Here is a 26105-nt window from a genome sequence, read left to right on the forward strand (position 1 = left end):
GCGTTCGTGCGCGCGTACAGGTCAGGAATGCAAGCGGCGTGCCATTGCTGTGTGGCGAGCATTCGCCATGGCAGGTATATTGCTTACGGTTTCCGGCAAACCCGCCAACCAGATGAGGAGATGGAGATGCAACCCCGTAGTCGTTTGAACACAATCGCAGCCCTGCTGGGCTGCACCGTTGCCGCGGGAGCGCTGGCCGAAGCGCCGGATGCCGTGGTCATTGTCAGCGGCAGCCGCGTGGAACACAGCAGTTTCGACTTCCCCGCGGCAGTGGATGTCATCGACGGGGAACGCATCCGTACGGCGCAAATGCGGGTCAACGCATCGGATGCGCTGGCGGCGGTGCCGGGGCTGGTGGCGCAAAACCGGCAAAACTATGCGCAGGATCTGCAGATTTCCTCACGCGGCTTCGGCGCCCGCTCAGCCTTCGGCGTGCGGGGCGTGAAACTGGTGGCCGATGGCATCCCCGCGTCGATGCCGGATGGCCAGGGCCAGGCCGCCACTTTCAATCTCGACCAGGCGCAGCGCATCGAAGTACTGCGCGGGCCGTTTTCCGCCGCCTATGGCAACCATGCGGGCGGTGTCGTGCAATTGTTTACGCGCGAACCGGAAGGCAGGCCGGTACTGGAAACGTCCGTGATGGGCGGCAGCGACGGCGCCCGCAAGGTGGACGTCAATGCACAGGGGCTGGCGGGCGGCATTGGCTATCTGCTCGACGCTTCCCGCTTCGACACGGATGGCTACCGCGATCACAGCGCCGCGCGGCGCGACCAGGCGTATGCCAAGCTGTCCGTACGCCCGAACGACGGCGGCAAGCTGACGGTGACGGCGAGCGGCTTGCGCCAGAAGGATACGCAAGATCCACTGGGCGTGACCTGGGCCACCTACCTGCGCGATCCGCGCGCGGGGGAAACCGACACCACCGATACCGTGACGCCGAAGCGCACGTTTGCGGAGCGCTACAACACGCGCAAGAGCATCGACCACCAGCAAATCGGCGCCGCATGGGAACAGCGCTTTGGCGACAGCCGCCTGAAGGTATCGCTCTATGGCGGCAACCGGCAAGTGATCCAGTACCAGGCGTTTTCCCGCGCATTCCAGGCGCCGGCCAGCCATTCCGGCGGCGTGGTGGATTTCGACCGCGACTTCCATGGCGCCGATATCAGCTGGCTGGATGTGCGCGACGTGGGTGGCGGCAAACTCAGTACCACAGCCGGCTTTGAATATGGCCGCTCGTCGGATGACCGCAAGGGGTATGAAAACTTCGTGGGCACGGAGCTGGGCGTGAAGGGCAAGCTGCGGCGCGATGAAGAGGATGTGGTGTCGAATGCGGATCCGTACGTGCAGACGGAGTGGGCCCGTGGAGCTTGGGTGTTCAGTGGCGGCGTACGGCGCAGCCGGGTCAGCGTCTCGGTGCGCGACAACTTCCTGTCGAACGGCAATGACAGCGGCAGCTTGCGCCACGCGCGCACGACACCGGTGGCGGGTGTGCTGTTCAAGGTGTCGCCTGTGCTGAATGCCTATGCCAGCGCCGCGCAGGGATTCGAGACGCCGACATTGAATGAATTGTTTTACTCCGGCACCGGCGGCGGCTTCAACTTCCGCCTGCAGCCGGCCCGCAGTACGCACGGCGAAATCGGCGTGAAGGCCATCGTGGGCGCCGGTATCCGCGTGGATGCGGCGCTGTTCAGCGTGAAAACGCGGGACGAACTGGTGGTGGACGCGGCCAGCGGCGGGCGCACCAGCTACCGCAACGCGGGCAAGACGTCGCGGCGCGGCGCCGAAGTGTCAGCCGATGCCGACCTGGGTGCGGGTTTCAGCAGCCGCGTGGCCCTGACCGCGCTGCACGCCGTCTACGATACGCCATTCGGCGCCGTGGCGGCGGGCAGCCGCCTGCCGGGCGTGCCGAGAGCGAACCTGTATGCGGACCTGGCGTGGAAGGATGCCACTGGCCATATCGGCGCGGCGCTGGAAACCATCGCCAGCGCCAGGGTCTATGCGGAAGACAGCAATGTGGAAAAGGCAGCGCCAGGCTACGCAACGGTGAATGCCCGCATCACGGCGCGGCACGATCTCGGCTCATGGGCGCTGACTGGCTACGCCCGCCTTAACAACCTGCTTGACCGCCAGTACATCGGTTCCGTGATCGTCGGCGACACCAACAAGCGCTATTACGAATCCGCCCCCGGCCGCAACTGGCAACTGGGCGCCAGCGCCCAATACCGCTTCTGACCTGAAAGCGGGTGTTGATAAGACATCGCCCGCCAGTATTGACCTGGCGGGCGATTCATATGCGGCAGCGGTGAACATCATCTAGGGTGCTGCCACGCGCACCCCATGTTTGGCAAAGATCGCCTGCAACTCTCCGCTGTCACGCAGCTCGTTGAGCGCGGCCTGCAAGCGCCGGGCCACATCTTCGTTGCCCTTCTTGACAGCCATGCCCACCGCCCAGCCATTGCGGGGCAGGCGCTGGAAGACGGCGGGCGCCAGCGGAAACGCGGGGTCGCCACGGAAGACGGATTCGATTTCAGAGCGGTTGGCCAATACCGCATCCAGCTGTCCCGCCTTCAAAGCCTCCAGCGCGGCGGCGGCGGTCGGGAAGATGCGCACGTTATCGCGGAAACGGCCATTGCCCTCGCCCAGCAATACCATGCCAGCAATCGACACCTTTTCCACGCCAATACGCTTGCCCGCCAGCGCATCGAGGCTGTCAAAGGCAGGCATGGCTTGCGCATTGCGCACCAGTTGTACTGATTCCACGTGATAAGGCGCGAAAATCTGCACCTTGTCCTGCGCCGCCATCAGGCGCGGATCGACAGGCACGTGCAGCATCACGTCAGCCGGGCCATAACCGAGGTAATGGCCCTTCCACACCATGTTGCGCAAGTCGTCGCCCAGTTCTTCGCCTGCCGGGAATGGCAGCAAGTTCAGGCGCAAACCCAGCTTCTTTGCCAGCGCGCCGGCCAGGTCGACATCGATACCGCCGTCCTTGGCAGAAAACGGCGCAAATTCCGTATAGACAGCCACTTTCAGGCTGCCCGCTTGTTGCACCTTGTCCCAGTCCGCGCGGGCCGGCAGTGCAAGGGACAGGGCGAGCGCGGCCGCCGCCCCCAATGTGAGTACGCGACGGGACATGACGCCCTCCCTCTTCAGTCAGTTAATCAGTTAGCCTCGCGGCGGGATTCCAGGTAAGTCTTGATGGCCCACATGGCTTCCTGATTGAACACGCCCTCAAACGGCGGCATGTACACGGCGCCATTGCGCACCTTGCCCCCGCGGACCGACGACAGGAAGTAATTGTCGACGTCCTTGTAGCACGCCGCTTTCTTGGTGGCGTTCTTGATGTTGGTGCAGTCGCGGTCCAGCAGGCGCAGGTCCGGTGCGATGCCGCCCGATACGGCTTCCAGGCCGTGGCAGCGCGCGCAATTCTGGTTGTAGGCCGAGGTGCCGATCTTCAGCGCCAGCTTGTTGCCCTTGTAGGGATTTTCATCACGCCATTTATCACCCAGCGTGGTCAGGCCCGTGGTATCGACACCCTGCGGCGTCACATTGCCGTGGCCATAGGCGGTGAGCGAGGCAACCAGCGCCGCAGCCGCGGCGAAGAAAATGGTGGGGCGTTTCATGATGCAGTCTCCTTGTGTTAGTGATGCATCACAAGGAGCAATTGGCGTGCCACGGTTGCATCCGTACCGCGACGCCAACGGCGCCGGAAAAAGTGTTCCAGAACGGAACAGGTGTCACAGCGGTTGTTCCACCGGCTGTGACAACCGCGCCTACCGTACCACGATGGTACAGAGGCTATGCCGCTCCTGCGTTTCGAACGCGATATCGGCAACATCAAGCAGGGCTGCAACACTAAATTATAGAAACAGGCAATCACGGACGAGGAATACACATTTCGGACTGCGGGCCTCGCCCCTATCATGAACTCATCTGAAAGGAGATCATGATGAAAAAGACTTGGTTGATTACCGGCGCAAGCCGTGGCCTGGGATTGGAAATGGCCAAGGCGGTATTGGCTGCCGGGGATAATGTGGTTGCCACCGGTCGCAATCCTCTACATATTCAACAGGCCCTGGGTGAGCACAATCACTTGCTGGTACAGCAGCTCGACGTCAATGACGGGAGGTCCATCACTGTCGCGGTGAATGCGGCGGTTGGACGCTTCGGCCGCATCGATGTACTGGTGAATAATGCCGGCTACGGCCATCTCGGCTTTTTTGAGGAAACGACTGCCGAAGACGTTAAAGCACAATTCGACAGCAATGTTTTCGGCCTGATGGACGTTACCCGCGCAGTATTACCGGTAATGCGTGCAGCAGGCAGTGGACGCATCTTTAACGTTTCCTCACTCGCGGGCATGCGGGGATCGGCATTCAGCTCACTGTACTGCGCAAGCAAATTCGCCGTGGAAGGTTTTTCAGAATCCCTGGCTGCGGAAGTGGTCCCCTTTGGCATCAAGGTGACGATAATCGCGCCCGGACCGTTCCGCACTGACTTCCTGTCGGCTAAATCACTACAGGTCGGCAGCTCGGCTTTGCCTGACTACGATGTGGCGCGCGACAAAACACGCGCCACTTTCGAGGAGCGTAATGGCAAACAGGCCGGCGACCCGGTCAGGTTAGCCGCCGCCGTGATCCGGCTGGCCAATCACCCTGAGCCACCAATGCGCTTTGTAGCGGGAAGTGCGGCGCTTCAGATCGGCCGGCAAAAACTGGCCGAGGTACACGCTGACCTTGACGCCTGGCAGGAGGCATCTGAAGCAACCGATGGCCAGTACACCGATACCCAAGCGTGGCGCCCTGCCAATCAATCCTGACCTATGGAGATGCATGAAATGACTCGGGCAAAAAACAAATATGTAGGCATGTGGGTAACGGCCGATGGCTACATCCGCCATGAATTACTTCCTAACGGCCGGTATGACGAAGCACGCGGTAGCAAACAAAACGCTTATCAGGGCGATTACCTGATAACCGGCGACCATATCGATTACGAAGACGACACCGGTTTCGTCGCCGACGGCGATTTCCGCGACGACGTGCTGTATCACGCCGGTATGGTGCTTTACCGCGAACGTCACTGAAACGGCTACATGGCGTACTCGGAAGGGCGTTCTGCTTGCATCAGCATCAGCGCGCTCTTCATTTCAATAGCTTCTTGTAGCGGCGTGCGTCCGAAGAACCGTTTGAATTCGCGGCTAAATTGAGAGCTGCTTTCGTAACCCACCATATTCGAGGCGGTCGCCGCGCTCACCCCGTCCTGAACCATCAGAAGGCGTGCCTTATGCAGCCTCGTGCTCTTTAAATATTGAATCGGCGTCGTGTTCGTTACAGCCTTGAAGTTGGCGTGAAATGCCGCCACGCTCATCCCTGCCTCGCTTGCCAAGGTGCTGACATCAATCTCGCTATCGTAGTGTTCGTGAATCCTGCGCAGCGCCTTGCCGATTTTTCCGAACTGACTTTGCTGCGTCAATGATGCCAGCACCGCTCCGCCCTGCGGTCCGGTAAGTACGCGGTATAGCAGTTCCTTCACGATGGCCGGTCCAAGAATCGCAGCATCGTCCGGCACGGTTAACGCGGTCAGCAAGCGCAGCAAGGCATCGCTCATATCATCACTCATTGGCGTGGAATAGATGCCGGCCGGCGCAGCCATTTTGCCCTTGCGCGTTTTGCTCAACGCCAGAACCAAGTCTGCTGCGACCTGCAAATCTATCCGCAATGCCACCGCCAACATTGGCTCCTTTTCACTGGCTTCGGTCTCCGATTCGAACGGCAATGGCACTGACAGTACCAGGTAATGATTCGCGTCGTAGACATAGGATTCGCCTGCCAGGTAACCACGCTTGCGCCCTTGGCAAACGATTACGATGGACGGTTCATACATGACGGGAATCCGTGGCAATGATCGATTGGCGCGCATAAACCTTACCCCGTCCAATGCCGACAAGGTGTATCCCTCAAACGGCGCAAGTTTATTTAACAAGGCGACCAGACGGCTCTGATGTTCATTGTTCATATGCGTTCAAAGTCGGTTTAGAGGATCAGGCAATGCGGCAATATTATCTGATATTTCGTGCCTTTCGCTCAGCACGCATACTGGCTCCATCGCAGTTCAACTTATTCAAGGAGCTAAAAATGAGCAACGAAAACAGCAAAAAAGTCGTCCTTATTACCGGTGCCAGCAGTGGCATTGGCGAGGCCACCGCAAAACACTTAGGCCGGCATATGCATGTCGTGCTGGGCGCACGCCGCACCGAACGGTTGGAGCGCCTCGCGGCCGACATCAATGCGCAAGGCGGCTCTGCCTGCGTGATTCCGCTCGATGTGACGAGTGAGGCCAGCATGAACGAGTTCGTCAAATTCGCGCTGCAAAAGCACGGCCGAGTGGACGTCTTGGTTAACAATGCAGGCGTGATGCCGCTTTCGAAACTGGAGGCGCTGAAGGTCGCCGAATGGAACCAGATGATCGACGTGAACGTCCGCGGCGTTTTGCACGGCATTGCCGCTACTTTGCCCTTGATGCAAAAACAGCGCAGCGGGCAAATCATCAACATGGCGTCGATTGGCGCGTACACCGTCAGCCCGACTGCAGCGGTTTATTGCGCTACGAAGTTCGCGGTCGCCGCCATTACCGAAGGCTTGCGCCAGGAGGTCGGCGCCGATATCCGTGTGACTTTGGTTTCGCCTGGCGTAGTGGAATCCGAACTCGCTGAATCGATTTCCGATCCAGCAGGCCGCGAAGAGATGCGTAGTTTCCGGCAGATTTCCATTAAGCCGGATGCCATCGCACGCGCTATCGAGTTCGCCATCCAGCAGCCGGCCGATGTCGACGTGAGCGAGATCGTCGTGCGCCCGACGGCCAGCCCCTTCTAACCTGCCTGGGCCTTCAAGCGGTTCACAAACCAGCGGCCCGCCGGGCCGGGCGGATGCTCCATCAGATGCACAGCATGCATGGAGAAGCCCGGCCCAACGTTCGGCTGTATTTCCAGGTTTAGCGTTACCAGCTTGCCGCTGTGCAGGTCCTCCTCCACCATCGGTAGTGGCATATATCCCCAGCCTAGCCCGGCTCGCAAGAATGCGTGCTTGGCGCCCATGTCGCCGAGCCGCCAGGTCTTTGCCGACACGACACCGAAATTGCGGCCCGCAGTTAGCGAAGAACGGTCAGCCAGCACCAGCTGCACATGCTCCGCGGCCACCGAGCGCAGGATAGTTCCCTCCATTGCCGCCAATGGATGGCTCGGCGCCACCACTGCCACGGCACCCACGCTCAGCAGGAACTCCGAGGCGCAGCCGGCCGGGATTTCTGGCAGCGAGCCGATAATGGCCACCCTGCAGTCGCCAGCCAACAGGGGCTGCAAAACCGCGCCCAAAGCCTCTACATACAAGCGCAGTGGAGTTCCGGGGAATTCCTGATGAAACGCCTGCACAGCCGCCGTCAAGTCCTCAATCGGAAACATCACATCGACCGCCACGGCCAGCTCGGGTTCCAGCCCTTCCGCCAAAGTACGCGCCCTCGCTTTAAACGCGTCCATGCCCTGAGCAGCCAGCCTTGCTTGCGCCAGCAACGCGCGGCCCGCCTCCGTCAAATGCGGATAGCGCCCGGTACGCTCGAACAAAGCAAAACCAACCTGGGACTCGAGATTGGCAAGTGTAGCGCTGACCACGGACTGTGCGCGCCGCAGCTTGCGCCCCGCCGCCGAGAAGCTGCCCTCATCTGCGGCGGCAATGAAGGTTCGTAATTGGTCCATGGACATACCGTCAAGCATCCATCGCTCCTTTAGATACTAAGCATCCAATTATATAGGCTATTCAGATGGATTGGCGATCAATAAGATTCAGTCATGCCCTCAAACAACGGAGCCAACGAAATGAATTCAACCGACCAACGCAGCATCGTTTATCGCAGTAAAGGCAGCACCCGCGGCGGCATCAACCGCCTCGTCAGTCCTGGCGACCTGGGCCAAATGATTAAACCTTTCATTTTCCTCGACCTGTTCCAGCTTGAGACGCCGGCAAGTAAGATGGGCATGCACCCCCATTCGGGCATCGCCACCGTCACCGTGGTCATGGACGGCGCGCTGGAGTACCGCGAAACCACCGGCAGCCAAGGCCAACTGCCAACTGGCGGTGTCGAATGGATGAGCGCCGGCGGAGGCGTCTGGCATGAAGGCGGCGCGGCGCCCGGCCAGCACGTGCGCGGTTTCCAGCTGTGGCTGGCCCTGCCGGCGGAAGACGAGAACGGCCCTGCAAGCAGCCAGTACGTGGCGCCGGCGCAAGTCCCCAGCCATGGACCGGCACGCGTGATCATCGGAAGCTACGGCGGCGTCAGCAGCCCGATCCGCCCGCGTGCTCCGATCAATTATCTGCACGTGAAACTACACGACGGCGAACTCTGGACTTATACGCCGCCAAACAACCACGACGTGAGTTGGATCGCAGTCGCCTCCGGCGCCCTGCACACCGCTGGTACCACGGTACAGCACGAAGTGGCGATCTTTGAAGAAGGCGGCAGCGCCATCGAGCTGGTTGCCCAAGGCGCCACCGAATTTGTGCTGGGTTCCGCCGCCAAGCACCCCCACGATCTGGTTACCGGCTACTACTCGGTCCACACCAGCGCCGCGGCACTTGAACAAGGCGAGCGGGAAATCCGCCGCATCGGCGTCCAGCTGCGCGCCGCCAATTTGATGTAAGCACTGTCGTTTTTTTATTTCACTTCAAATCGAAAGGAATTACCATGAAAACCGCGAACACCACCACCATCGTCCCAGCCATCGGCCGCGTGCTGCTGGCCACCATCTTCGTCTTCAGCGGCATCGGCAAATTGCTGGCGCCGGACGCCACCATCGGCTACATCGCCTCGTCCGGCCTGCCGTTTGCGCCGTTGGCCCTGGCGGCCGCGGTCGCGGTCGAACTGGGCGGAGGCCTGATGCTGGCACTCTGCATCCAGACCCGCCTGGTCGCCGCGCTGCTGGCCGCCTTCTCCATCGTCACCGGCCTGGCCTTCCATAACGCTATTGGCGACCAGAACCAGTTGATCCACCTGCTGAAAAATATCGCCATAGCCGGCGGCCTGCTGCAGGTGGTGGCTTTCGGCGCCGGCGCCCTCAGCTTCGACAACCGCCGTACCGCTGTTCGCCAGCTGGCCTAAATCCAACCTTTCAAATACAGGAGTTCTTCATGAAAACGAATACCGTAGGCATCATCGGCGCCGGCGCCATCGGCCAGGCCTTTGCCAAGCAGCTGGTTAAAGCAGGTATTAACGTCATCCTTAGTAACAGCCGTGGCCCGGAGACGCTGGCCGACGTGGTAAATGGTCTTGGCGGCAAAGCACGTGCCGGCACGGTGAAGCAAGCCGCAGAAGCCGACATCGTCTTCGTCAGCACTAACTGGAGCCGCACCGAGGCCGCGCTCAAGGGCCTGAACTGGGACGGCCGCATCCTGATCGATGCCACCAACCCGGTTCTCCTCCCTGGCTACAAGCTGGCTGAGCTGGGTGGCAAGAATTCCAGTCAGGTCGTCACAGGATGGGCACCGGGCGCCCGCGTCGTCAAAGCCTTCAATACTTTGCTTGCAAGCGTGCTGGCGCAAGACCCGGCCCAATCGGGTGGTCGCCGCGTAGTGTTCATCTCCGGTGACCATACCGATGCAAAGGCCGAAGTGGCAGAATTAACAGCCCATCTAGGCTTTGCCAGCATCGACCTGGGCGCGCTGGAAGTTGGTGGATACCTGCAACAATTCCCTGGCGGTCCGCTACCAGCTGTTAATCTCCTGAAACTGGGATAACAAGAGGTGACAATGAACTCCACTCCGCGTACATCCGCTGAGGCGTTCGAAGAATACATCCCCGGAGAGCTGCTCGCGGAACATCGCGCGCAGTCCTCCGGGGATGTGTTCGTTCAAATCCTGGCACGACGTCAAGAACAAGAGAACATCATTATTCCTGCCGTACCGGAGGCGCTCATAGTATGGATATTGTCGGGTGAAGCGGTCGTCGAAGAGCGGCCGCCTGGCGGCGAGTGGGTCGCCAACCGCGTCGTCGCCGGAGACTTCTTCCTGACCACTGCGACCACTCCCACCGAGATGAGATGGAAGGCGGCGGCAGGCACGCCGTTCACAGTGATGCATGTGTATATCGGTGTCTCGATGATGCAAAATATCGCGTTACGCGAGGTATCGGGTGCGCGCGACGCAACGCTATCGGCATTGCTGGAGCATATCCGCGCCGAAATGATCGACCAGCACCCTGCGAACGGTCGTTTCATTCAAGGCATCGCGCAAGCGCTGGCTGTCCATGTGGCGCGGACATACAAGACCGATGCGGAACGCCAGCGCGGTGGCTTGCAGGCCTTCAAGCTACATCGCGTATTCGAGGCGATGCGGGAACGACTTGCACAACCATTCGATCTCGCAGAATTCGCAGACCTTGCGGAGCTAAGCGAGTTCCATTTCAGCCGGGTGTTTAAGCAGTCCACAGGACTTTCGCCTTCACGCTATTTCATCCGCATGCGAATGGAAGAGGCGCGCCGACTGCTCACCGAGACCGACAACTCGATCATCAACATCGGCCTCGCCGTTGGTTACAACAGCCCCAGTCATTTCGCTTCCGTGTTCCGCAAACATACCGGCGTTTCGCCATCCACTTACCGCTGATGACATCCACAGCAAAACCGCGATAGTTCGAGCAAGCCGCCATGCGACGAGAGCGCGACGCGGCGGCATCATGAGTCCGTGCTTCAAACAATCTGTCCGAAGCGCTAACACTCACAATCGAAAGGAACTGTCATGCAACTCAAAGGTAAAGTAGCCCTGGTAACCGGCGCATCGAGCGGGATTGGCGCCGCCACCGCAAAAAAATTGGCCGCACACGGCGTCAAAGTTGGTCTCGCCGCTCGCCGCCTGGATCGCTTGCACGCACTGGTTGCGGAAATCAAAGCAGCCGGCGGTGATGCCATCGCATTGCAAATGGACGTCACCGACCAGGCGGCCGTATCGGAAGGCGTCGCAACGCTGCACGAGACTTACGGCCGTATCGACATCGCGTTCAACAACGCGGGCCTGATGCCGATTTCGGACATCGCAAGTCTGAAGATCGAGGAATGGCATCGCATGGTGGACGTCAACGTTAAAGGTCTGTTCAACACCGTTGCCGCTGTTCTGCCGATCATGCAAGCGCAAAAGTCGGGCCACATGATTAACACCTCCTCGATTGCCGGCCGTAAGACCTTCCCCGGCCTGGGTGTTTACTGCGCGACGAAACACGCGGTCGCCGCATTCTCGGATATTTTGCGCATGGAGGTGTCCCCCAAATACAATATCCGCGTAACCTCGCTGCAACCGGGCGCGGTGGAGAGCGAACTGTTCGAACACATCACTGACGAGAACTACCGCGCGCAGATGGAACAGCTGAAGGAGCAGATGAAATTCATGAAGTCGGAGGACATCGCCGACTCGATCATCTACGCGCTGCAAGCGCCGGACCACGTTGACGTCGCAGAGCTGTTCATCATGCCTACCGAGCAGCCTTGGTAATGACTTGATGCGTGCCGGATACAATGCCCGGCACGCTTTTTAATTCGTTGGAAATCACTATAGTGGACTACTTCACCGCAGTACGCACCTTTATAAGAGTAGTCGAAACCGGCAGCTTCGCCAAGGCAGCTGATTCACTCGAGCTTCCACGCAATACTGTCACCAAGCTGGTACAGGCGCTGGAAGCACACCTGCGCGTAAAGTTGCTCCACCGGACCACCAGAAAAGTATCCACCACCAACGACGGAGCGATGTACTTCGACCGCATGGTACATCTGCTTGAAGAGTGGCACGAAGTCGAATCAGAACTGTCCAGCGGGCAGAAAAAGCCGCATGGTCGCCTGCGTGTCGACATGGGCGCCAGCATGGCCTCCCAATTGGTGATTCCCGCTCTTCCGGATTTTCGGCGGCGCTATCCGATATGCAACTGGACGTGGGCGTCAGCGACCGGCCGTTGGACCTGATAAGCGACCGCATCGATTGTGTCATTCGCGCCGGCGAGATCAAGGACCCGGCACTGATCGCGCGGCACCTCGGCGACTTGAAGTTCGTACTTTGCGCGGCGCTTGCTTATCTAGCTAACTGTCCCGCGCCGGCACATCCTGATGAGCTCGAGGATGGGCACACGCTGGTCCGATATTTTTACGCCGGCTCGACGCGGCAATTACCCTTCCTGCTGGCCGCGCAGGATGAGAGCATCAGTATCAAGGGAAAATATTTTATCTCGGTCAACGAGAGCAATGCCCTCTTGGCAGCCGCAGTGGCGGGTCTGGGGATCGTAGCGGGACCAGCTTTCATGTTGCAGCCGCGGATCGACAGTGGTGAGCTCGTAGCGTTATTACCGGCTTGGTCGCCGCCGACGGTGCCGCTGCACGTTGTGTATCCAGCCAACCGCCATATGAACACCCGCACCCGGGTATTCGTAGACTGGATGATGGAGCTGAGTCGGAATAACCCACATATCCTCCCCCCGCGTGCCAGTCTCCCGGTGGCGCGCGGGGAATTCGACCAGGCTTAACCGAACAGCTTTTTTGCCGTCCTGGCGACCAATTCACCTTGATGGCGCGCACCTTCCAGGTCGATCTCGCCCGGCGAACAGATGGGCTGCTTCGCGGCCAATTCCCTTATTACGCAATAGCGCCCAGTTGCTGCATCAACGAATACAGATGCGCCACGCCCCAGTGTTCGGTAATCTGACCGTTCTCCACACGCATCACATCCACGGTGTCAAATTGAATCTTGCGGCCAGTCGGCTGCACGCCCAGAAAAGCACCCTGGTGAGTACCGTGATAAGTCTTGTAGGTCGTGACACGGTCGCCATCTGCCGTCTGCCAATGGATCACTGCGTGAAAATCCGGGAAGGCCTCACGCAGTTTCTCATAGAGCGCCCGGGCGCCGGGCTTATCTGGCGTGCAGTTGGGTTGTGGCGTATGGTCGACGAAAGCGTCGGCAAACAGCTCGTCGAACAAGGCGAAGTTGCCACCTCCCTGCACTTCCTCTGTATTGCGGCGTACGACCGCCTTGGCGATATCGCTGACGTTTGGCACGGCCGGACGCAGGATGGCAGAGCCGAGAATCTTACGGTCCGCCAAATCCTGGTGCGCACGAGCGACGCCGTTGAGGGAATAGACTGCCGGCACTTCCTGGCCGAAGATACCTTGCTCAATCGCGCGGAACAGATCGGCGCTGGCGCGTTCTAACGCGGTGCGCTCTGCGACATATTGGCCGGTGCTTGGTTGCATGTAGCGGATGTTGCGTGCAGCGATAGCCTCCTGGTCGATGTCTGGTGAACCCGACGCATTACCGACGTGGATTAGTTCGCCGCCAGCACGGAGCGCCGCCACCGACTGGGCAAAAGTCGCCTTACCAATCAGCTCGTAGACCACATCAACGCCGCGGCCCCCGGTCAATGTGAGAACACGTTGCGCCAGTTTTGGATCATTAGCGTCCAGCACGTGCTCAATGCCGTAAGACCTCACGCTCGCGGCCTTTGCAGCAGTGCCGACGGTCGCAATGACGGTAGCGCCGAGCGCCTTGGCCCAGCGTGCCACAATCGAGCCAACACCGCCAGCGGCGCCATGAACCAGTACGACTTCGCCGGGATGCACTTGATGCGCACCGTACAGCATCATCCATGCGGTCAGCCCCTTTGTGAAGGTCGCCGCGGCGGTGTCCGACGAGATGTAGCGTGGCAGCTTGACCAGGTGCCGCGCCTCGATCAGGCGCTCGTCAGCGTAAGCGCCGAATGAGAAGAAGTACGCAACGCGGTCGCCTACAGTAAAGCCAGTGACCCCTGGTCCGACTTGTTCAATAACGCCCGCGCCTTCGACACCCATTTCCAACGGAAGCGGCGCGCGGAAGGCGCCGGATCGGAACATCGTATCGACAAAGTTGACGCCGATTGCTTCGTGGCGCAGGCGGACTTCTCCGGCAGCTGGCGCGGGCAGCGCCGGGGTGTCTTCGTGGACCATTGCGCTCGCAGGTCCGGGTTGGTAGATACGCACTCGCTTACTCATGACAGCTCCTGATTAGTTAGTTGAGAGCTTCATGGTAGGTGCGCCGGCGGACGGGATAAACGCCCAACAAGGGGATACATTGTTCCCGTGGCGGGGACAATGCTTGCCTTGATTGGCTTCTATCTGGACGGAATCCGGCGCGCCGGAACCCAGACTCGGGCAAATGCTGGCAAATCAATCCATCAAATACTGCCAGCGGGTCATGTACCTGGACATATCGACGGTCTCACCATCGGCGATGAAGACACCGTCCCCAGCATGGTGAATCAGCCGACGCTCGGGCTTATTTTCGTTGACCCAAATCCTTTGAACTTCGAGCACAAAAAAGTTGTAACGCGATGCCAAGCTGCGATCGACCACGCGGCACTCGAGATTAGCCAGACATTCCGCGACCAGAGGAGGTGCAACTGTGGCGGCCGGCCTTGCCGTTAGTCCGAACGCGTCGAACTTGTCCACTTCGCTGCCAGAGCAGTTGCCGATTTTTGTGACCACTTCAGCCATTTCGATGGTTGGAAGACTCAGCACACACTCGGCGCTTTCAATCAATGCTGCGTGACTGTAATCCCACGGACCGATGACGCAACCCACCAAAGGCGGCTCATGTTGCAGCATCATGTGAAATCCCATGGTCATTACGTTCGGGCCTTGTTCGGATTGCGTTGTGACCAGGACCACTGGTCCTGATTCGAGCAAGCGATAAGCCTTCTCAGGCGCCATCTCCTTGAACATATCGACCTCCTTTAACCAATCGCCACGCTCATGCCGCCGTCGGCCATCACCACGGAGCCGACAATAAAGCTGGCTCGGTCAGATGCCAGGAACAGCACAATCTCGGCGATTTCTTGAGGAGTGGCTGCACGCTTTATCGGCGCTGCTTGACCATGCTGGGCCAGGAATTCGCGGCCATCTTCACGGAAGTGGTTGAGGAGGTTGGTGACCACGTCACCGACACCGATAGCGTTGACACGGATACCATGTTCAATCGCTTCGAGGGCTTGTGTACGGGTCAGCTGCGCCAACGCACCTTTCGATGCGGTGTACGCCGCGATCCCCGGGAAGGCAAAGAAGGAGGCATACGACGCGATGTTGACGATGGCGCCAGAGCGCGCCGGCATCATGGCCTTCGCCGCCTCGCGCGAATGCAGAAATGCGCCGGTAACATTGGTTTCCATTTGCCAGTTCCAATCCTCGCGAGTCATGTCGACCAGATTCTTGTAGATGATGCGGCCGGCGTTGTTGACCAGGATGTCCAGCTTTCCGAAGTGCTGGATCGCGAGCTGGACGGCACGCTCGGCGACACCATCCACGGTGATATCTGCGACGAATGGAACGACGCCGCTACGCTCCAGGGTTTTGACCTCTTCATTGATATCTTCAGCAATGACAAACGCACCGCGTGCGTGGAGCAATTCAACGATGGCCCGACCAATGCCACTGGCGGCGCCGGTGACAATAGCGACTTTACCTTCAACTTCGTTAACGGAGTAGTTGTTCATTTTCATATCCTTCAAAGAGCTTTGCAAAATTGCGGTTCAGCTCCGTCTGGCGGCGCATGCCGCCGCGTGTACTAGAGCTGTAAACCATCATGCAATAGCCGTGCGACTCCGTCCGTCGCCCACTTGCTCCCACTGGCGGGATATTGCTACCGCCTTGCACCACGCGAAAGCTTGACCGATCGGCTGAAGCGCGAATTTCGGCCCGAGCCTGCAGTCCGGGGGCCCCCCAAAAAAAACAGCTCTGCCAGATGACAGAGCTGCCAGGAAACCAGCTTTGCTGAGTGAGTTATTTAAAGGCGCGATAACCTTCCTCGCTCAAAGGTCGTGCGGAGTTATGCTCCTTAAAAATCTTCCAGCCATCCGGACCACAACGCCATAAGATGGAGGTACGGGAGATGAGGTGGGATACCTTGCCATCGTTGCCCGTGACTTCGAAGGCAAACTCCATGACGGAATGGCTGTAGGATGGACCAGCTGCGACCACGTTCGGGCCTTCGGTGATCTTGTGGTGCACGCTTTTGAAGTTTGGCACCAAGCCATGCCAGATCGTGCCGTAGTCCTCCGCAGTGTGCCGAACTTTCAGCGCCGGGTCGAAGTCATCGAACAGGTTGAGGTCCCTGCGATTGAAATCGTAATATTTCCCCAGGTCCTGCCTGAAGTTGAAAACAGGATCGCCAGCATCGCGTTCCCATCCGATCATCAGCCAGTCTCGGTGAAGCTCGGCCACGCTCTCTTTACCGGAAGTGGCGCAGTTCGTGGAAAGCTCCTGCGAGAAGGAAGGAGCGCTGAAGAAGGCGGCGGCCAGGGCCAGTGCAACTTTGAACATTTTTACCTCGCTTGGATTAGGTTTGAAAACATGCCGATGAATTTCGATCAGCCGTGAACCAAACTATAGGCAAGCGAGGGCGGGCTCGGTGATGGGATACTTGTGAGTTATTGCCTAATTCTCTAAAAGTGCGCGTAAAGCTTAAGTGAATCGGTTACGGCGCTGGCGTGATCGTGCATAAACTGCGCCGTTCCTGCCCTTCAAAGTTGAATGCCACCGGCAGAAACCGCGCAATCACATCCGCATTGGTGCGCGCATGCAGTGACACACGGTCCACCGTGAACTTGCCGCCGCCTGCCAGCGCCATGGGTAGCATCAACTGGTCAGCGAGGTGCTCACTGACAGCGGCGCCGGAGGCAATGTAAAAGCGCGCATCGTGCACGGCCTGTTTTGCCACGGCTTCCGCCGGGACGGACTTCTCGCCAAACGCGGCAAACACTTCCGTGACGTGCTCGCTGTCCAATGTGATCAGCAGTGCATTGCCCGGCCCGTATTTGTCCGGCAACTGGCGTGGGCGCAATTGCTCGCCGCTCCAGCCCATTGCCGTGGCAACGGTTTCCAGCTCGCGCTCCGCGACACTGAATGGCACGGCGGCGATAAAACTCTCCGCATAACCCACGCGGCGCGCGCCCGGTTCCAGCAATTCCAGCCGCTGCAATTGCGGGCCAGGCTGCACGGTAGCGGTCACGATACCGCCACCAGCCGGATAGAAGCCGTGCCGCTCCAGCTGTATATCGATGCGCGCCCCCATCTCCGCCATCGCACGGCCATATGCGCGTTGCAGGAATTCCGCCGGCGGCGCTTTCGGGTTATGCGTGCCCCCGCTGACGGTCACTGTGGACGGCTGATCCGCATACAGCAACGCGGGCAACAACGTTTGCAGCACCAGCATGCTGCTGCCGGCCGATCCAATGGCAAAACTGTAATTTCCGCCACGGATGCGGCCCGGCTTGAATACCAGCGTTTGCGCGCCGACCTGCACATCCGAGATGTCGGCGCCGCACACTTCGGCTGCCGCCTGCACGGCCACCAAATGCTGCCGCATCAAGCCCGGCTTGGCGCGGTTGGCGCGGATGTTGACGATGCGAACGGGCTGCCCCGTGATCATCGACAGGCTGAGCGATGTGCGCAAAATCTGGCCACCGCCTTCGCCCTGGGAACCATCGAGTTCTATCATCTTCATCCTTTCACGCAAACGACTTGTTTCAGCGTATGCACCACTTCCACCAGGTCGCTCTGCGCCTGCATGACGGCGTCGATATCCTTATACGCCATCGGAATTTCATCAATCACCGCAGCATCCTTGCGGCACTCCACGCCTTCCGTGGCTTTCACCTGGTCGGCCAGCGTATAGCGGCGCTTCGCTTCGTTACGGCTCATGGTGCGCCCCGCGCCGTGGCTGCAGCTGTTGAAGCTTTCCGGGTTGCCCTTGCCGCGCACGATGAAGCTTTTCGCTCCCATCGAGCCCGGGATGATACCCAGCTCCCCTTCACGCGCGGAGACGGCGCCTTTACGCGTGATGAGCACATCCTTGCCGAAGTGGCGCTCTTTCTGCACGTAGTTATGATGGCAATTCACCGCTTCCACGTGCGTCTCGAACGGCTTCTTGATCACGGTGCGCACGGAAGCAATCAGGTTTTGCATCATGACTTCGCGGTTCATGCGGGCGAACTTCTGCGCCCAGCCCACGGCTTCCACGTAATCGTCATAGTGCTTGGTCCCCTCTTCCAGGTACGCCAGGTCCTTGTCCGGCAGGTTGGCGATGTGCGTGCGCATATCCTGCTGCGCCAGTTCGATGAAGTGCGTGCCGATGGCATTGCCCACGCCGCGCGACCCCGAGTGCAGCATGAACCACACGGAACCCTCTTCATCCAGGCAAACTTCCACGAAGTGGTTGCCGGAACCCAGCGTTCCCAGGTGCTTGTAGTTGTTCGTGTTGCGCAGGCGCGGCGTCTTCTGGCAAATCACGTCGAATTCATCCTTCAGTTGCGCCCATGCGGCATCCACCGGCGTCGGCGGGTTTTCCCACGACCCCGTGTCGCGGCCACGGTAGCTGCGCGTCTTCGGCGTCATCCCGTGCGGGATGGCTTTCTCGATCGCGCTGCGCAATGGTCCCAGGTTGTCCGGCAAGTCACGCGCATTCAGGGTGGTCTTGGCCGCCATCATGCCGCAGCCGATATCGACGCCCACCGCGGCAGGAATGATGGCGCCCAGGGTTGGGATTACACTGCCGATGGTGGAGCCTTTCCCCAGGTGCACGTCCGGCATCACGGCGATGTGCTTGTAAATGAACGGCATCTTTGCCGTGTTGGCCAACTGCTGCTTGGCTTCCGTTTCGACCGGCACACCGGCGGTCCACATCTTGATCGGGCTGGCGCCCGCGATATCGAGTTGTTCGTAGTTTTTCATTTCAGTCTTCTTTCATATTCAGTTCCCGACAAGGGTGGACAGGACGTTCTGCCAGGCCAGCCTGGCCTGGCAGGCCGGATTCGAACCGGCTTCTCCAGATGTAGTCCTGTCGGCATTCGGGGTAAAACGCCAGCCGGACGGCGCATGACAAGGAGTTGATGTGATCGAACATGGGATAGATGTAATCACACCGGCATTCACGCGTCTTCCGGCATTAACCTGCTTCGGAGCGCCGCAGCTGATTTTCCAGCCCATCGCCGCCTCCGTCATTCACATTCACTGCGCCGATTTCCCCCACCCAGTGTTCCGCCTGCAACTGGCCCGCCGCGAAGGCGGCCACGATGCGGAAGACTTCGTCGGAAAAACCGCCAACATTCAACACGTCGCCGTTTTCCTGCGCCTGCGTCGTGCCATACGGCGCAATATCGATGCACACCAGCTTCGCTTGCGGATTGCGGCGCTTGAATACCGCCCACTCCCGCATCGTCTGCGTCGCGCCATGGCGCCGCGCATCGATCCAAGATTCATTGTCCGACACGTACAGCACCAGGTCGGCCTTTTCATTGCGCGCATTCAGCCAGGCCAGCGGTGCACTGCAATTGGTGCCGCCACCGCCAATGGCCGCCAGCTTGTCCGCGTTGGTCAGCACCGAATCGCGCGGATTCAAACGGCACGCCGTCACGTCCTGCTCAAACGGCAACACCATGGCGCCCGCATTCTTGCGCAGCATGGCCGCCGCCACCAGCGCCGCCACGTCAATACACCGTACTGCCGTCGTACCGCCAGCGCGGTGCCCGGTCACGGGCGATTGCATGGAGCCGGAAACGTCCGGGCACACCACCACTTTGCCTTCAATGCGTGGCACGTTCGCCAGCGCCGTTTCCATCGCATCCTGCAATGCTTCGCGCACCACTTCCGGCACACCGCTGGCCGCTTTATACGCCGCCATCAACTGGTACGGAAAAGCCTGTGCCTTGGCAATGGCTTGCTTGTCACGCAGCTTTGCCGCTATCGCCTTTGCCGCACCTGGCAACTCGAACACGCCGTGACGCGCAAACGTATTCAAATTCATCCGCACCATCTGCCATCCGCCCTGCAGCGCCACCCGGGCCCATGCCTTCGTATCGAGCTGCATCGAGGCCAGCATCTGGAACGGGACAGCCGGCACCGGCAGCGAGCGGTCACGCTGGTACGCCAGGTAAGCCTGCAGTACCGGCGGCAGCGCGGCGGCATCGTATGGCTTACCCAGGGTCCACGCGAACAGCGCTTCGCGCCATGGCGCGGATGGCTTCACGTGCACCATTTTCAGCACGTCGGCCAGCGATGGCGACGTTCCGATGGCGGCCGACAGCAGCGCCTGTTCCGTGGCATTGTTCAGCCATTGCTGCACCAGCTTTTTAGGCCGGGTACCCAGCGATTTACGGCCAACCACGCCAGAGCGCAGGATCTGCACAAAGTTGCGCAGCATCTTGCCATTATTGATCACACGCGAAAATACAGCCGCCAGTTCCGGCGCACCGCGCGCCGCCAGCACCGCCAGCAGCAACGCAGGCATGTCCTTCATGTAGCCCCGCTCGCGGCAATACAACGCGGTTTGCGCGATAAACCCGCTCTCCACGCCTTCGCACAGTTCCAGCACATCGGCCAGTTGCGCTTCGGCGCTGGCGTAGTACGTTGCATTCAGGCAGCCGGTGGCGGCGTATTGCGCCAGCCGGTGCGCGGGCGCCAGCACATAGGCTGGTGCGCCTTCGCAGTTGACGCTGTTGGCCGCTGCCGGCAATGGGCCAGGCGTGCTTTGGAATAACTGTACGTTTGCCATTTCTTGTTCTCCTTGTTCGTACCTGATGTATTGCAAACGGCGTGCCAGCATTGCGAATCATCAATAACTTGTTGATTTACAAGGAAATACAAAAAATAGGACTGGGATGGCAATTGTGATAAATTATCCTATCGTATAAATACTTATCTACAGATGAAAAAGAAAACCGTGATCCTCGGCTTTGTCGGCGCGCAGCTGGACAAGGGAGGCGGCACCAACCGGTGGGAACGCTGGCGGCCCACGGTGGCGCTGGCCCAGCATGAGGATTTGCTGATCGACCGGCTGGAACTGTTCTATAACGGCAGCTATGGCTACGTGGTCGAGCAGGTCAAGGACGATATCGCCGCCACGTCGCCGCACACGCAGGTACGCGCCCATGCGCTGCCGATCGAAGATGCGTGGGACTTCGAAGATGTCTACAGCTGCCTGTACGACTTCGCGCGCAATTACCCGTTCGACACCGAGCGCGAAGAGTACTGGGTGCACATCACGACCGGCACGCACGTGGCGCAAATCTGCCTGTTCCTGATGACGGAAGCGCGCTACTTCCCCGGCTGCCTGCTGCAAACGTCGCCGCCGCGCCGTCCCGGGCCAGGTGCTCCCGGCAGCTATGCGCTGATCGACCTGGATTTGTCGCGTTACGACCAGATCGCCCAACGCTTCAGCAACGCCCAGCAGGAAGGCGTGACCTTGCTGAAGTCCGGCATCGCCACCCGCAATCCCCAGTTCAACCTGATGATCGACGAGATCGAGCACGTGGCCGTGCGTTCGCGCGCGCCCATGCTGTTCATGGGTCCCACCGGCGCCGGCAAATCGTTCCTGGCGCGGCGCGTGTTCGAACTGAAAAAAGCGCGGCACCAGCTGGGCGGCCCGTTCGTCGACGTCAATTGCGCCACGTTGCATGGCGACGGCGCCGGTTCCACCTTGTTCGGCCACGTCAAAGGCGCGTTCACGGGCGCGGCGTCGGACCGTCCCGGCCTGCTGCGCACGGCCCATAAAGGCTTGCTGTTCCTCGATGAAATCGGCGAGCTGGGACTGGATGAACAGGCGATGCTGTTGAAAGCCGTGGAAGAAAAACGCTTCCTGCCGATGGGCGGCGATCACGAAGTGCACAGTGATTTCCAGCTGATCGCCGGCACCAACCGCGACCTGGCGGAAGAAGTGGCGGCGGGTCGCTTCCGGGAAGATTTGTATGCCCGCATCAATTTATGGACGTATGCGTTGCCCGGCCTGGCCGAGCGGCCGGAAGACATCGAACCCAACATCGATTACCTGCTGGCGCAATTCGGCGCCGAAACCGGGTCCGTGGTGCGCTTCAACAAGGAAGCGCGCGAGCAATTCATGCGCTACGCGGCGTCGCCGGATGCGCAGTGGAATGGCAATTTCCGCGACCTGTCCGCCGCCGTCACCCGCATGGCGACACTGGCGGAAGCGGGCCGTATCACTGCCGCCGTGGTGAGCGCCGAAATCTCGCGCTTGCGGCGACAATGGCGTACGCTTATACCGTCGGCATCGCCGAGCCGCACGCTGGAACAGGTGCTGGGCGATGACGCGGTGCAGCAACTGGACTTGTTCGACCGCTTGCAGCTGCAAGCCGTGCTGGATGTGTGCAGGCAATCGAAAAACATGTCCGACGCGGGGCGCAAGCTGTTTGCCGTGTCGCGCGAAAGCAAGGCCAAACCGAACGATGCGGACCGGCTGCGCAAGTACCTGGCCCGCTTCAACCTTGATTGGGAACAGATCACGGAGTAGCCATGGACAAAGAGCAGGAACTGAGGAAAGCCAAGCGGACCGCCCTGATGTTCCTGCTGGCGGCTGCCGGCATCTTTGTCATTACCGCCTTCCTGCCCCACAGCCTGGCGGTGGACGCCATCAAGGCGGTGGCGGAAGCGGCCATGGTGGGCGCGCTGGCCGACTGGTTTGCCGTGGTGGCGCTGTTCAGGCGGGTGCCGATTCCACTGGTGTCCGCCCACACCAACATCATCCCCAATAACAAGGACCGCATTGCCGACAACCTCGCGCAATTCGTGCGCGAGAAATTCCTCGATCCCGCCTCGCTGGTGGACTTGATCCGCAAGCACGACCCGGTCGGCATGCTGGGCAAATGGCTGGCGGAACCAGCCAATGACCGCATCCTCGGCGCCTATGTCGTGCGCGTGACGGCCGGCATGCTGGACATGGCGGAAGACACGCGCATCCGCACCTTCCTGAAAAACGCCTTCCACGCCATGCTGGACAAGATCGACCTGGCGCACCTGCTGGCCGGCGTGCTCGACGTGCTGACGCGCGACGGCCGCCACCAGGAAGTGCTGGACGATATCATCGAGCAGGCGTTGCTGCACCTGGAAGCGCCGGCCAACCAGGAAGTCATTTCACAGAGCATCGTGCATTGGCTGAAGCGGGAACACGCTGCCATGGAAAAGGTGTTGCCCACCACGTGGCTGGGCGAGAAAGGAGCGGACTGGGTCAGTGAAGCGCTCAACACGCTGCTGGTGCAAGTGCGCGAAGACCGCAGCCACCGGCTGCGCCGCCGCCTCGATGAATTGATCGCGACGTTTATCGTGCGGCTGCGTGAAGATGACGTGTTCCAGCAGCGCGCGATGGAGTTAAAGGCGTATATCCGCGACGGCGATGTCGCCAATACCTATATCGCGCAGGTATGGAACAGCTTGCGGGACTGGCTGCGCAACGACCTGGCGTCGGACAGTTCGGAACTGCATGCACGGGTCGCCGCGATGGGCCGCTGGCTGGGCGACGAACTGGCGCACAACGACGAGTTGCGCAGTTCACTGAACGCCCACATGGAAGACGCGGCGCGCGCGATGGCGCCGGACTTCGCGGATTTCCTGACGCGCCACATCAGCGATACCGTCAAACGCTGGGATACGGAAGAAATGTCACGCCAAATCGAACTGAATATCGGCAAGGACCTGCAATACATCCGCATCAACGGGACGCTGGTCGGCGGATGTATCGGCTTGCTGCTGTTCGCCAGTTCGCAGGTCATCGGCCTGCTAAGGTAATCAATATGCCGTCAGCGCCTTGCCAAACTTGATCAGCCACAGGCGCGCCGCACGCTCCTTGTCGTCACCGCGCGTCACACGGATCGAGTTGGCGGCATTGCAGCCAACAGTGGCGCTGGTGATGATGACGCCATTCGCATCGACGTTGCACTTGGTGACGTCGGCATCGGCCACCGCCACACCATCCGGCGTGAAGATCTTCGTCTTCAGGCCGAAGTCATTGTCGTTGGCCAGGGCCAGCGTATTGGCGTCCACCATGGTCAGGCCTTCCGCTTTTTCAGCCAGCCAGCCGATCGCGTTCAAGTCCAGCAGCAGGGTTTTCTTCAAGGTCGTCACCTTGCTCCAGTCGGCGCCATTCACGGCTACGCCACCCATCGAGCTTTTCTCCAGGTCGGACGTGGTGTTGTTGAACTCCGCGGCGTTGATGTCCGTCGCGTTACCGATTTCCACCAGCATCAGCTTGTTGAACACTTTGCCGTTCGGCGCCGCACCCTGTTCGATGACGATGAATTTGCCGTTCCCCAGAGCGACCATGTCACCCAGCTTCGCATTGCCCGTACGGCCATCCTGGTAGTCCGTGCCGGTCAGCGGGTACGCATACATCTTCGTGGTCGCGCCGATGGCCGGGTCGAATTCGATCCAGCGCGTGAAGCGCGCGAAGCGTTCCACCTGTTCGTTCTTGCCCGTCACTGAATATGGCGCGCTGCCATCCGTCAGGGGGCTTTGCAGGAAGCCGTGCAGCTTGTCGGTGGTGGTGTCGAGCGCCATGCCTTCCATGCCGCGGTTGGCGCGGCGCTTGGCGAAGATGGCGGGCAGGCCGGAACCTGGCGCATAGCGGGCTTGCACCACGCCGGTGGCGGCGTCGAGCCTGACGATGAACGGACCGTATTCATCGGACACCCACAGCGCATTGCGCTTCTTGTCCAGCGCGATGGATTCGCTGTCGATACCGTTGGCGCTGAAGACAGCCTTGGTACCGGCGTCGAACTTCATCGCATCCATGACGGGTGCTTCGGCGGAATTGCCCAAGGTGCCTGCCGGGATCGGCAAGCCTGTCATATTGGTGGTGCTGTTTGCCTTGATCGGCATGGACGACGTCAGCACGGCGCCGGATTTGCCGACCGTGATGATGCCGATCGATGGCGCGAAGCCTGGCGATGGGAAGATTTTCGCGGCAATCGTGCCACTGCCGCTCAGCGCGGGGATGTTGGGGCCGTCACCGTTCGGGCCACGGTCGGTCAAGCCATAGAATTCCAGGTCGCCATTGGCGTTGACGCCTTTGAAGGCCAGCGCCGAACCATACGATGGCAGGAAGCCTTGCGGGAAGTCTGCTTTGACTTTCGCACTGGTGCCTTCATACGGCACATAGTATTTGGCATCGGACTGGATCTGGTAACGGGTTACCGACACGGTGACCGCGCCTTGCGTGAACGCTTCCGCGCTTGGTGCACCCAGGCGCGAAGCCAGCGTATCTTCAAAGTGTTCGCGGGCCAGCATGCGGTGCTCATCGTCGACCGTGCGGGCCGCGTATTTGGCGCCGGCCGCCGCCAGGGTGGAGACCAGTGCGGTGTTGAACGCGGCAGGCGCGGCATTGAAATCCAGGCTCTTGCCGGCCAGCGCGGTTTTCACGTCGGCAGCCAGGGTGATGCCATTTTGCGGATCGCCGTCTTCATCCAGCAATTGCAGGGCCAGCAGGCGGTTGACGACTTTCGCGTCGCCGGCTGCGGCGCCAGCCAGTTGCATCGGTGTGATCGTGGTGGCGCAGGTTGCGCTGCCCAGTGCGACGCCGCCAATCGAGAAGCTCACCGCTTCACCATCCTTGCACGTGAATTCGCCATTCGGGCCGGTGCTGGCTTTGGCGGCATCACCTGCCGTATATTCCAGGCCGCTCACGGCGCTGTCATGGAACTGGCCATTGATTTGGGCTGGTGGCGGGTTATCGCTGCTGCCGCAGCCGGTCAATACGGCGGCGATAGAGAGGGCCAGAAGAGAGTGTGGTGGGAGCTTTGGCATACTGCGGATCTCGCTGAAGAAAAGATAGCCGCAGCTTACGCAGAGCGTGTGACCTGATTATGACAATCTGGAAACAAACCCTGGAAATGAAAAAGCCCGCTGAATCAGCGGGCTTTTCCGGAATAACTAGCTTGACGATAACCTACTTTCACACTGGTTGCAGCACTATCATCGGCGCAGAGTCGTTTCACGGTCCTGTTCGGGATGGGAAGGGGTGGGACCGACTTGCTATGGTCATCAAGCTTGACCTGTACGAACGCGCTTTTCAGCAGCATTCAGAATTTTTTAAATTGTTCCGTTCCTGATAATAAAGCCCATGCAGATCACTGCACGGGCTTCATCTTAATAACTAGCCTGACGATAACCTACTTTCACACTGGTTGCAGCACTATCATCGGCGCAGAGTCGTTTCACGGTCCTGTTCGGGATGGGAAGGGGTGGGACCGACTTGCTATGGTCATCAGGCTTTGAC

26 protein-coding genes and 2 rRNA genes are annotated in these 26105 nt (G+C 60.0%); 14 read left to right on the top strand and 14 right to left on the bottom strand.

Annotated elements, in window-relative coordinates:
• Nucleotides 1–126: 126 nt before the first annotated feature.
• Nucleotides 127–2232: a TonB-dependent receptor family protein gene (locus GJ700_RS33800; RefSeq protein ID WP_154382452.1), complete on the top strand. Its 2106-nt coding sequence runs from the start codon at nucleotides 127–129 to the stop codon at nucleotides 2230–2232.
• 81 nt (nucleotides 2233–2313) lie between these two features.
• On the opposite strand, the gene GJ700_RS33805 is transcribed toward GJ700_RS33800, so the two are convergent.
• Both GJ700_RS33805 and pedF read right to left on the bottom strand, forming a co-directional pair.
• Nucleotides 2314–3135 (bottom strand): substrate-binding periplasmic protein, encoded by an 822-nt coding sequence (locus GJ700_RS33805; protein WP_154382455.1) that lies wholly within the window; start codon nucleotides 3133–3135, stop codon nucleotides 2314–2316.
• Nucleotides 3136–3161: 26 nt separating this feature from the next.
• Nucleotides 3162–3623, bottom strand: a complete 462-nt coding sequence (pedF, locus tag GJ700_RS33810) for a cytochrome c-550 PedF (protein ID WP_154382457.1) — start codon at nucleotides 3621–3623, stop codon at nucleotides 3162–3164.
• Between the two features lie 323 nt (nucleotides 3624–3946).
• Here pedF and GJ700_RS33815 point away from each other — a divergent pair, with 323 nt between their 5' ends.
• Together GJ700_RS33815 and GJ700_RS33820 are read left to right on the top strand one after the other, a co-directional pair.
• Nucleotides 3947–4819 carry an oxidoreductase gene (locus tag GJ700_RS33815; protein WP_229507397.1) on the top strand — a complete coding sequence of 291 codons (873 nt, stop codon included), beginning with the start codon at nucleotides 3947–3949 and terminating at the stop codon, nucleotides 4817–4819.
• An 18-nt stretch (nucleotides 4820–4837) separates the two neighbouring features.
• Nucleotides 4838–5086, top strand: a complete 249-nt coding sequence (locus GJ700_RS33820; RefSeq protein WP_229507398.1) for an Atu4866 domain-containing protein — start codon at nucleotides 4838–4840, stop codon at nucleotides 5084–5086.
• A 5-nt stretch (nucleotides 5087–5091) separates the two neighbouring features.
• On the opposite strand, the gene GJ700_RS33825 is transcribed toward GJ700_RS33820, so the two are convergent.
• Nucleotides 5092–6018, bottom strand: coding sequence for an AraC family transcriptional regulator (locus GJ700_RS33825; RefSeq protein WP_154382459.1), 927 nt, complete (start codon nucleotides 6016–6018; stop codon nucleotides 5092–5094).
• 119 nt (nucleotides 6019–6137) lie between these two features.
• On the opposite strand from GJ700_RS33825, the gene GJ700_RS33830 reads away from it, so the two are divergent.
• Nucleotides 6138–6875 carry an SDR family oxidoreductase gene (locus tag GJ700_RS33830; RefSeq protein WP_154382461.1) on the top strand — a complete coding sequence of 246 codons (738 nt, stop codon included), beginning with the start codon at nucleotides 6138–6140 and terminating at the stop codon, nucleotides 6873–6875.
• On the opposite strand, the gene GJ700_RS33835 is transcribed toward GJ700_RS33830, so the two are convergent.
• Nucleotides 6872–7768 (bottom strand): LysR family transcriptional regulator, encoded by an 897-nt coding sequence (locus GJ700_RS33835; RefSeq protein WP_154382463.1) that lies wholly within the window; start codon nucleotides 7766–7768, stop codon nucleotides 6872–6874. The two genes, GJ700_RS33830 and GJ700_RS33835, sit on opposite strands and share 4 nt — an antisense overlap.
• A 102-nt stretch (nucleotides 7769–7870) precedes the next feature.
• Here GJ700_RS33835 and GJ700_RS33840 point away from each other — a divergent pair, with 102 nt between their 5' ends.
• From GJ700_RS33840 to GJ700_RS36180, 7 genes are all read left to right on the top strand, one after another.
• A complete protein-coding gene (locus GJ700_RS33840; protein WP_154382465.1) occupies nucleotides 7871–8692 on the top strand; it encodes a pirin family protein in 822 nt (273 codons plus the stop codon).
• Nucleotides 8693–8736: 44 nt separating this feature from the next.
• Nucleotides 8737–9150 (top strand): DoxX family protein, encoded by a 414-nt coding sequence (locus tag GJ700_RS33845; RefSeq protein WP_154382467.1) that lies wholly within the window; start codon nucleotides 8737–8739, stop codon nucleotides 9148–9150.
• A 29-nt stretch (nucleotides 9151–9179) separates the two neighbouring features.
• The gene (locus GJ700_RS33850) at nucleotides 9180–9785 is read left to right on the top strand and encodes an NADPH-dependent F420 reductase (RefSeq protein WP_154382469.1); all 606 of its coding nucleotides are present in this window, start codon (nucleotides 9180–9182) and stop codon (nucleotides 9783–9785) included.
• A gap of 12 nt (nucleotides 9786–9797) precedes the next feature.
• Nucleotides 9798–10652, top strand: a complete 855-nt coding sequence (locus GJ700_RS33855) for a helix-turn-helix domain-containing protein (RefSeq protein WP_154382471.1) — start codon at nucleotides 9798–9800, stop codon at nucleotides 10650–10652.
• Between the two features lie 132 nt (nucleotides 10653–10784).
• The gene (locus GJ700_RS33860) at nucleotides 10785–11531 is read left to right on the top strand and encodes an SDR family oxidoreductase (protein WP_154382473.1); all 747 of its coding nucleotides are present in this window, start codon (nucleotides 10785–10787) and stop codon (nucleotides 11529–11531) included.
• Between the two features lie 62 nt (nucleotides 11532–11593).
• Complete coding sequence (locus GJ700_RS36175) at nucleotides 11594–11995, top strand: LysR family transcriptional regulator (RefSeq protein ID WP_371868248.1); 402 nt, start codon at nucleotides 11594–11596, stop codon at nucleotides 11993–11995.
• On the top strand, nucleotides 11953–12549 hold the full coding sequence (locus GJ700_RS36180; protein ID WP_308700735.1) for a LysR substrate-binding domain-containing protein: 597 nt from the start codon (nucleotides 11953–11955) through the stop codon (nucleotides 12547–12549). Before GJ700_RS36175 ends, GJ700_RS36180 begins: the two co-directional genes overlap by 43 nt.
• Nucleotides 12550–12658: 109 nt before the next feature.
• On the opposite strand, the gene GJ700_RS33875 is transcribed toward GJ700_RS36180, so the two are convergent.
• The 7 genes from GJ700_RS33875 to GJ700_RS33905 form a co-directional block, all read right to left on the bottom strand.
• The gene (locus tag GJ700_RS33875; RefSeq protein ID WP_154382475.1) at nucleotides 12659–14047 is read right to left on the bottom strand and encodes an ester cyclase; all 1389 of its coding nucleotides are present in this window, start codon (nucleotides 14045–14047) and stop codon (nucleotides 12659–12661) included.
• A 174-nt stretch (nucleotides 14048–14221) separates the two neighbouring features.
• Nucleotides 14222–14776 carry a flavin reductase family protein gene (locus GJ700_RS33880; RefSeq protein WP_154382477.1) on the bottom strand — a complete coding sequence of 185 codons (555 nt, stop codon included), beginning with the start codon at nucleotides 14774–14776 and terminating at the stop codon, nucleotides 14222–14224.
• A gap of 11 nt (nucleotides 14777–14787) precedes the next feature.
• Nucleotides 14788–15549 carry an SDR family NAD(P)-dependent oxidoreductase gene (locus GJ700_RS33885; protein ID WP_371868249.1) on the bottom strand — a complete coding sequence of 254 codons (762 nt, stop codon included), beginning with the start codon at nucleotides 15547–15549 and terminating at the stop codon, nucleotides 14788–14790.
• Nucleotides 15550–15829: 280 nt separating this feature from the next.
• Entirely contained in the window at nucleotides 15830–16369 is a 540-nt protein-coding gene (locus tag GJ700_RS33890) for a Cif family virulence factor (protein ID WP_154382481.1), read from the bottom strand.
• A 154-nt stretch (nucleotides 16370–16523) separates the two neighbouring features.
• Nucleotides 16524–17546 carry an RNA 3'-terminal phosphate cyclase gene (rtcA, locus tag GJ700_RS33895; RefSeq protein ID WP_154382504.1) on the bottom strand — a complete coding sequence of 341 codons (1023 nt, stop codon included), beginning with the start codon at nucleotides 17544–17546 and terminating at the stop codon, nucleotides 16524–16526.
• Nucleotides 17547–17548: 2 nt separating this feature from the next.
• Complete coding sequence (locus GJ700_RS33900; RefSeq protein WP_154382483.1) at nucleotides 17549–18778, bottom strand: RtcB family protein; 1230 nt, start codon at nucleotides 18776–18778, stop codon at nucleotides 17549–17551.
• Nucleotides 18779–18992: 214 nt separating this feature from the next.
• Nucleotides 18993–20597 (bottom strand): vWA domain-containing protein, encoded by a 1605-nt coding sequence (locus GJ700_RS33905; RefSeq protein ID WP_154382484.1) that lies wholly within the window; start codon nucleotides 20595–20597, stop codon nucleotides 18993–18995.
• A gap of 153 nt (nucleotides 20598–20750) precedes the next feature.
• On the opposite strand from GJ700_RS33905, the gene rtcR reads away from it, so the two are divergent.
• Nucleotides 20751–22349, top strand: a complete 1599-nt coding sequence (rtcR, locus tag GJ700_RS33910) for an RNA repair transcriptional activator RtcR (protein ID WP_154382486.1) — start codon at nucleotides 20751–20753, stop codon at nucleotides 22347–22349.
• Nucleotides 22350–22351: 2 nt separating this feature from the next.
• Nucleotides 22352–23620, top strand: a complete 1269-nt coding sequence (locus GJ700_RS33915; protein ID WP_154382488.1) for a DUF445 domain-containing protein — start codon at nucleotides 22352–22354, stop codon at nucleotides 23618–23620.
• On the opposite strand, the gene GJ700_RS33920 is transcribed toward GJ700_RS33915, so the two are convergent.
• A complete protein-coding gene (locus tag GJ700_RS33920; protein ID WP_371868250.1) occupies nucleotides 23621–25513 on the bottom strand; it encodes an esterase-like activity of phytase family protein in 1893 nt (630 codons plus the stop codon).
• Nucleotides 25514–25522: 9 nt separating this feature from the next.
• On the opposite strand from GJ700_RS33920, the gene GJ700_RS35795 reads away from it, so the two are divergent.
• The gene (locus GJ700_RS35795) at nucleotides 25523–25690 is read left to right on the top strand and encodes a hypothetical protein (protein WP_229507399.1); all 168 of its coding nucleotides are present in this window, start codon (nucleotides 25523–25525) and stop codon (nucleotides 25688–25690) included.
• A 72-nt stretch (nucleotides 25691–25762) separates the two neighbouring features.
• On the opposite strand, the gene rrf (GJ700_RS33925) is transcribed toward GJ700_RS35795, so the two are convergent.
• Together rrf (GJ700_RS33925) and rrf (GJ700_RS33930) are read right to left on the bottom strand one after the other, a co-directional pair.
• A 5S ribosomal RNA gene (gene rrf, locus GJ700_RS33925) occupies nucleotides 25763–25875 on the bottom strand.
• A gap of 110 nt (nucleotides 25876–25985) precedes the next feature.
• Nucleotides 25986–26098 (bottom strand): 5S ribosomal RNA (rrf, locus tag GJ700_RS33930).
• Between the last annotated feature and the right edge of the window lie 7 nt (nucleotides 26099–26105).

This window comes from Pseudoduganella rivuli (assembly GCF_009674485.1).
Classification (GTDB): domain Bacteria; phylum Pseudomonadota; class Gammaproteobacteria; order Burkholderiales; family Burkholderiaceae_D; genus Rugamonas; species Rugamonas rivuli_B.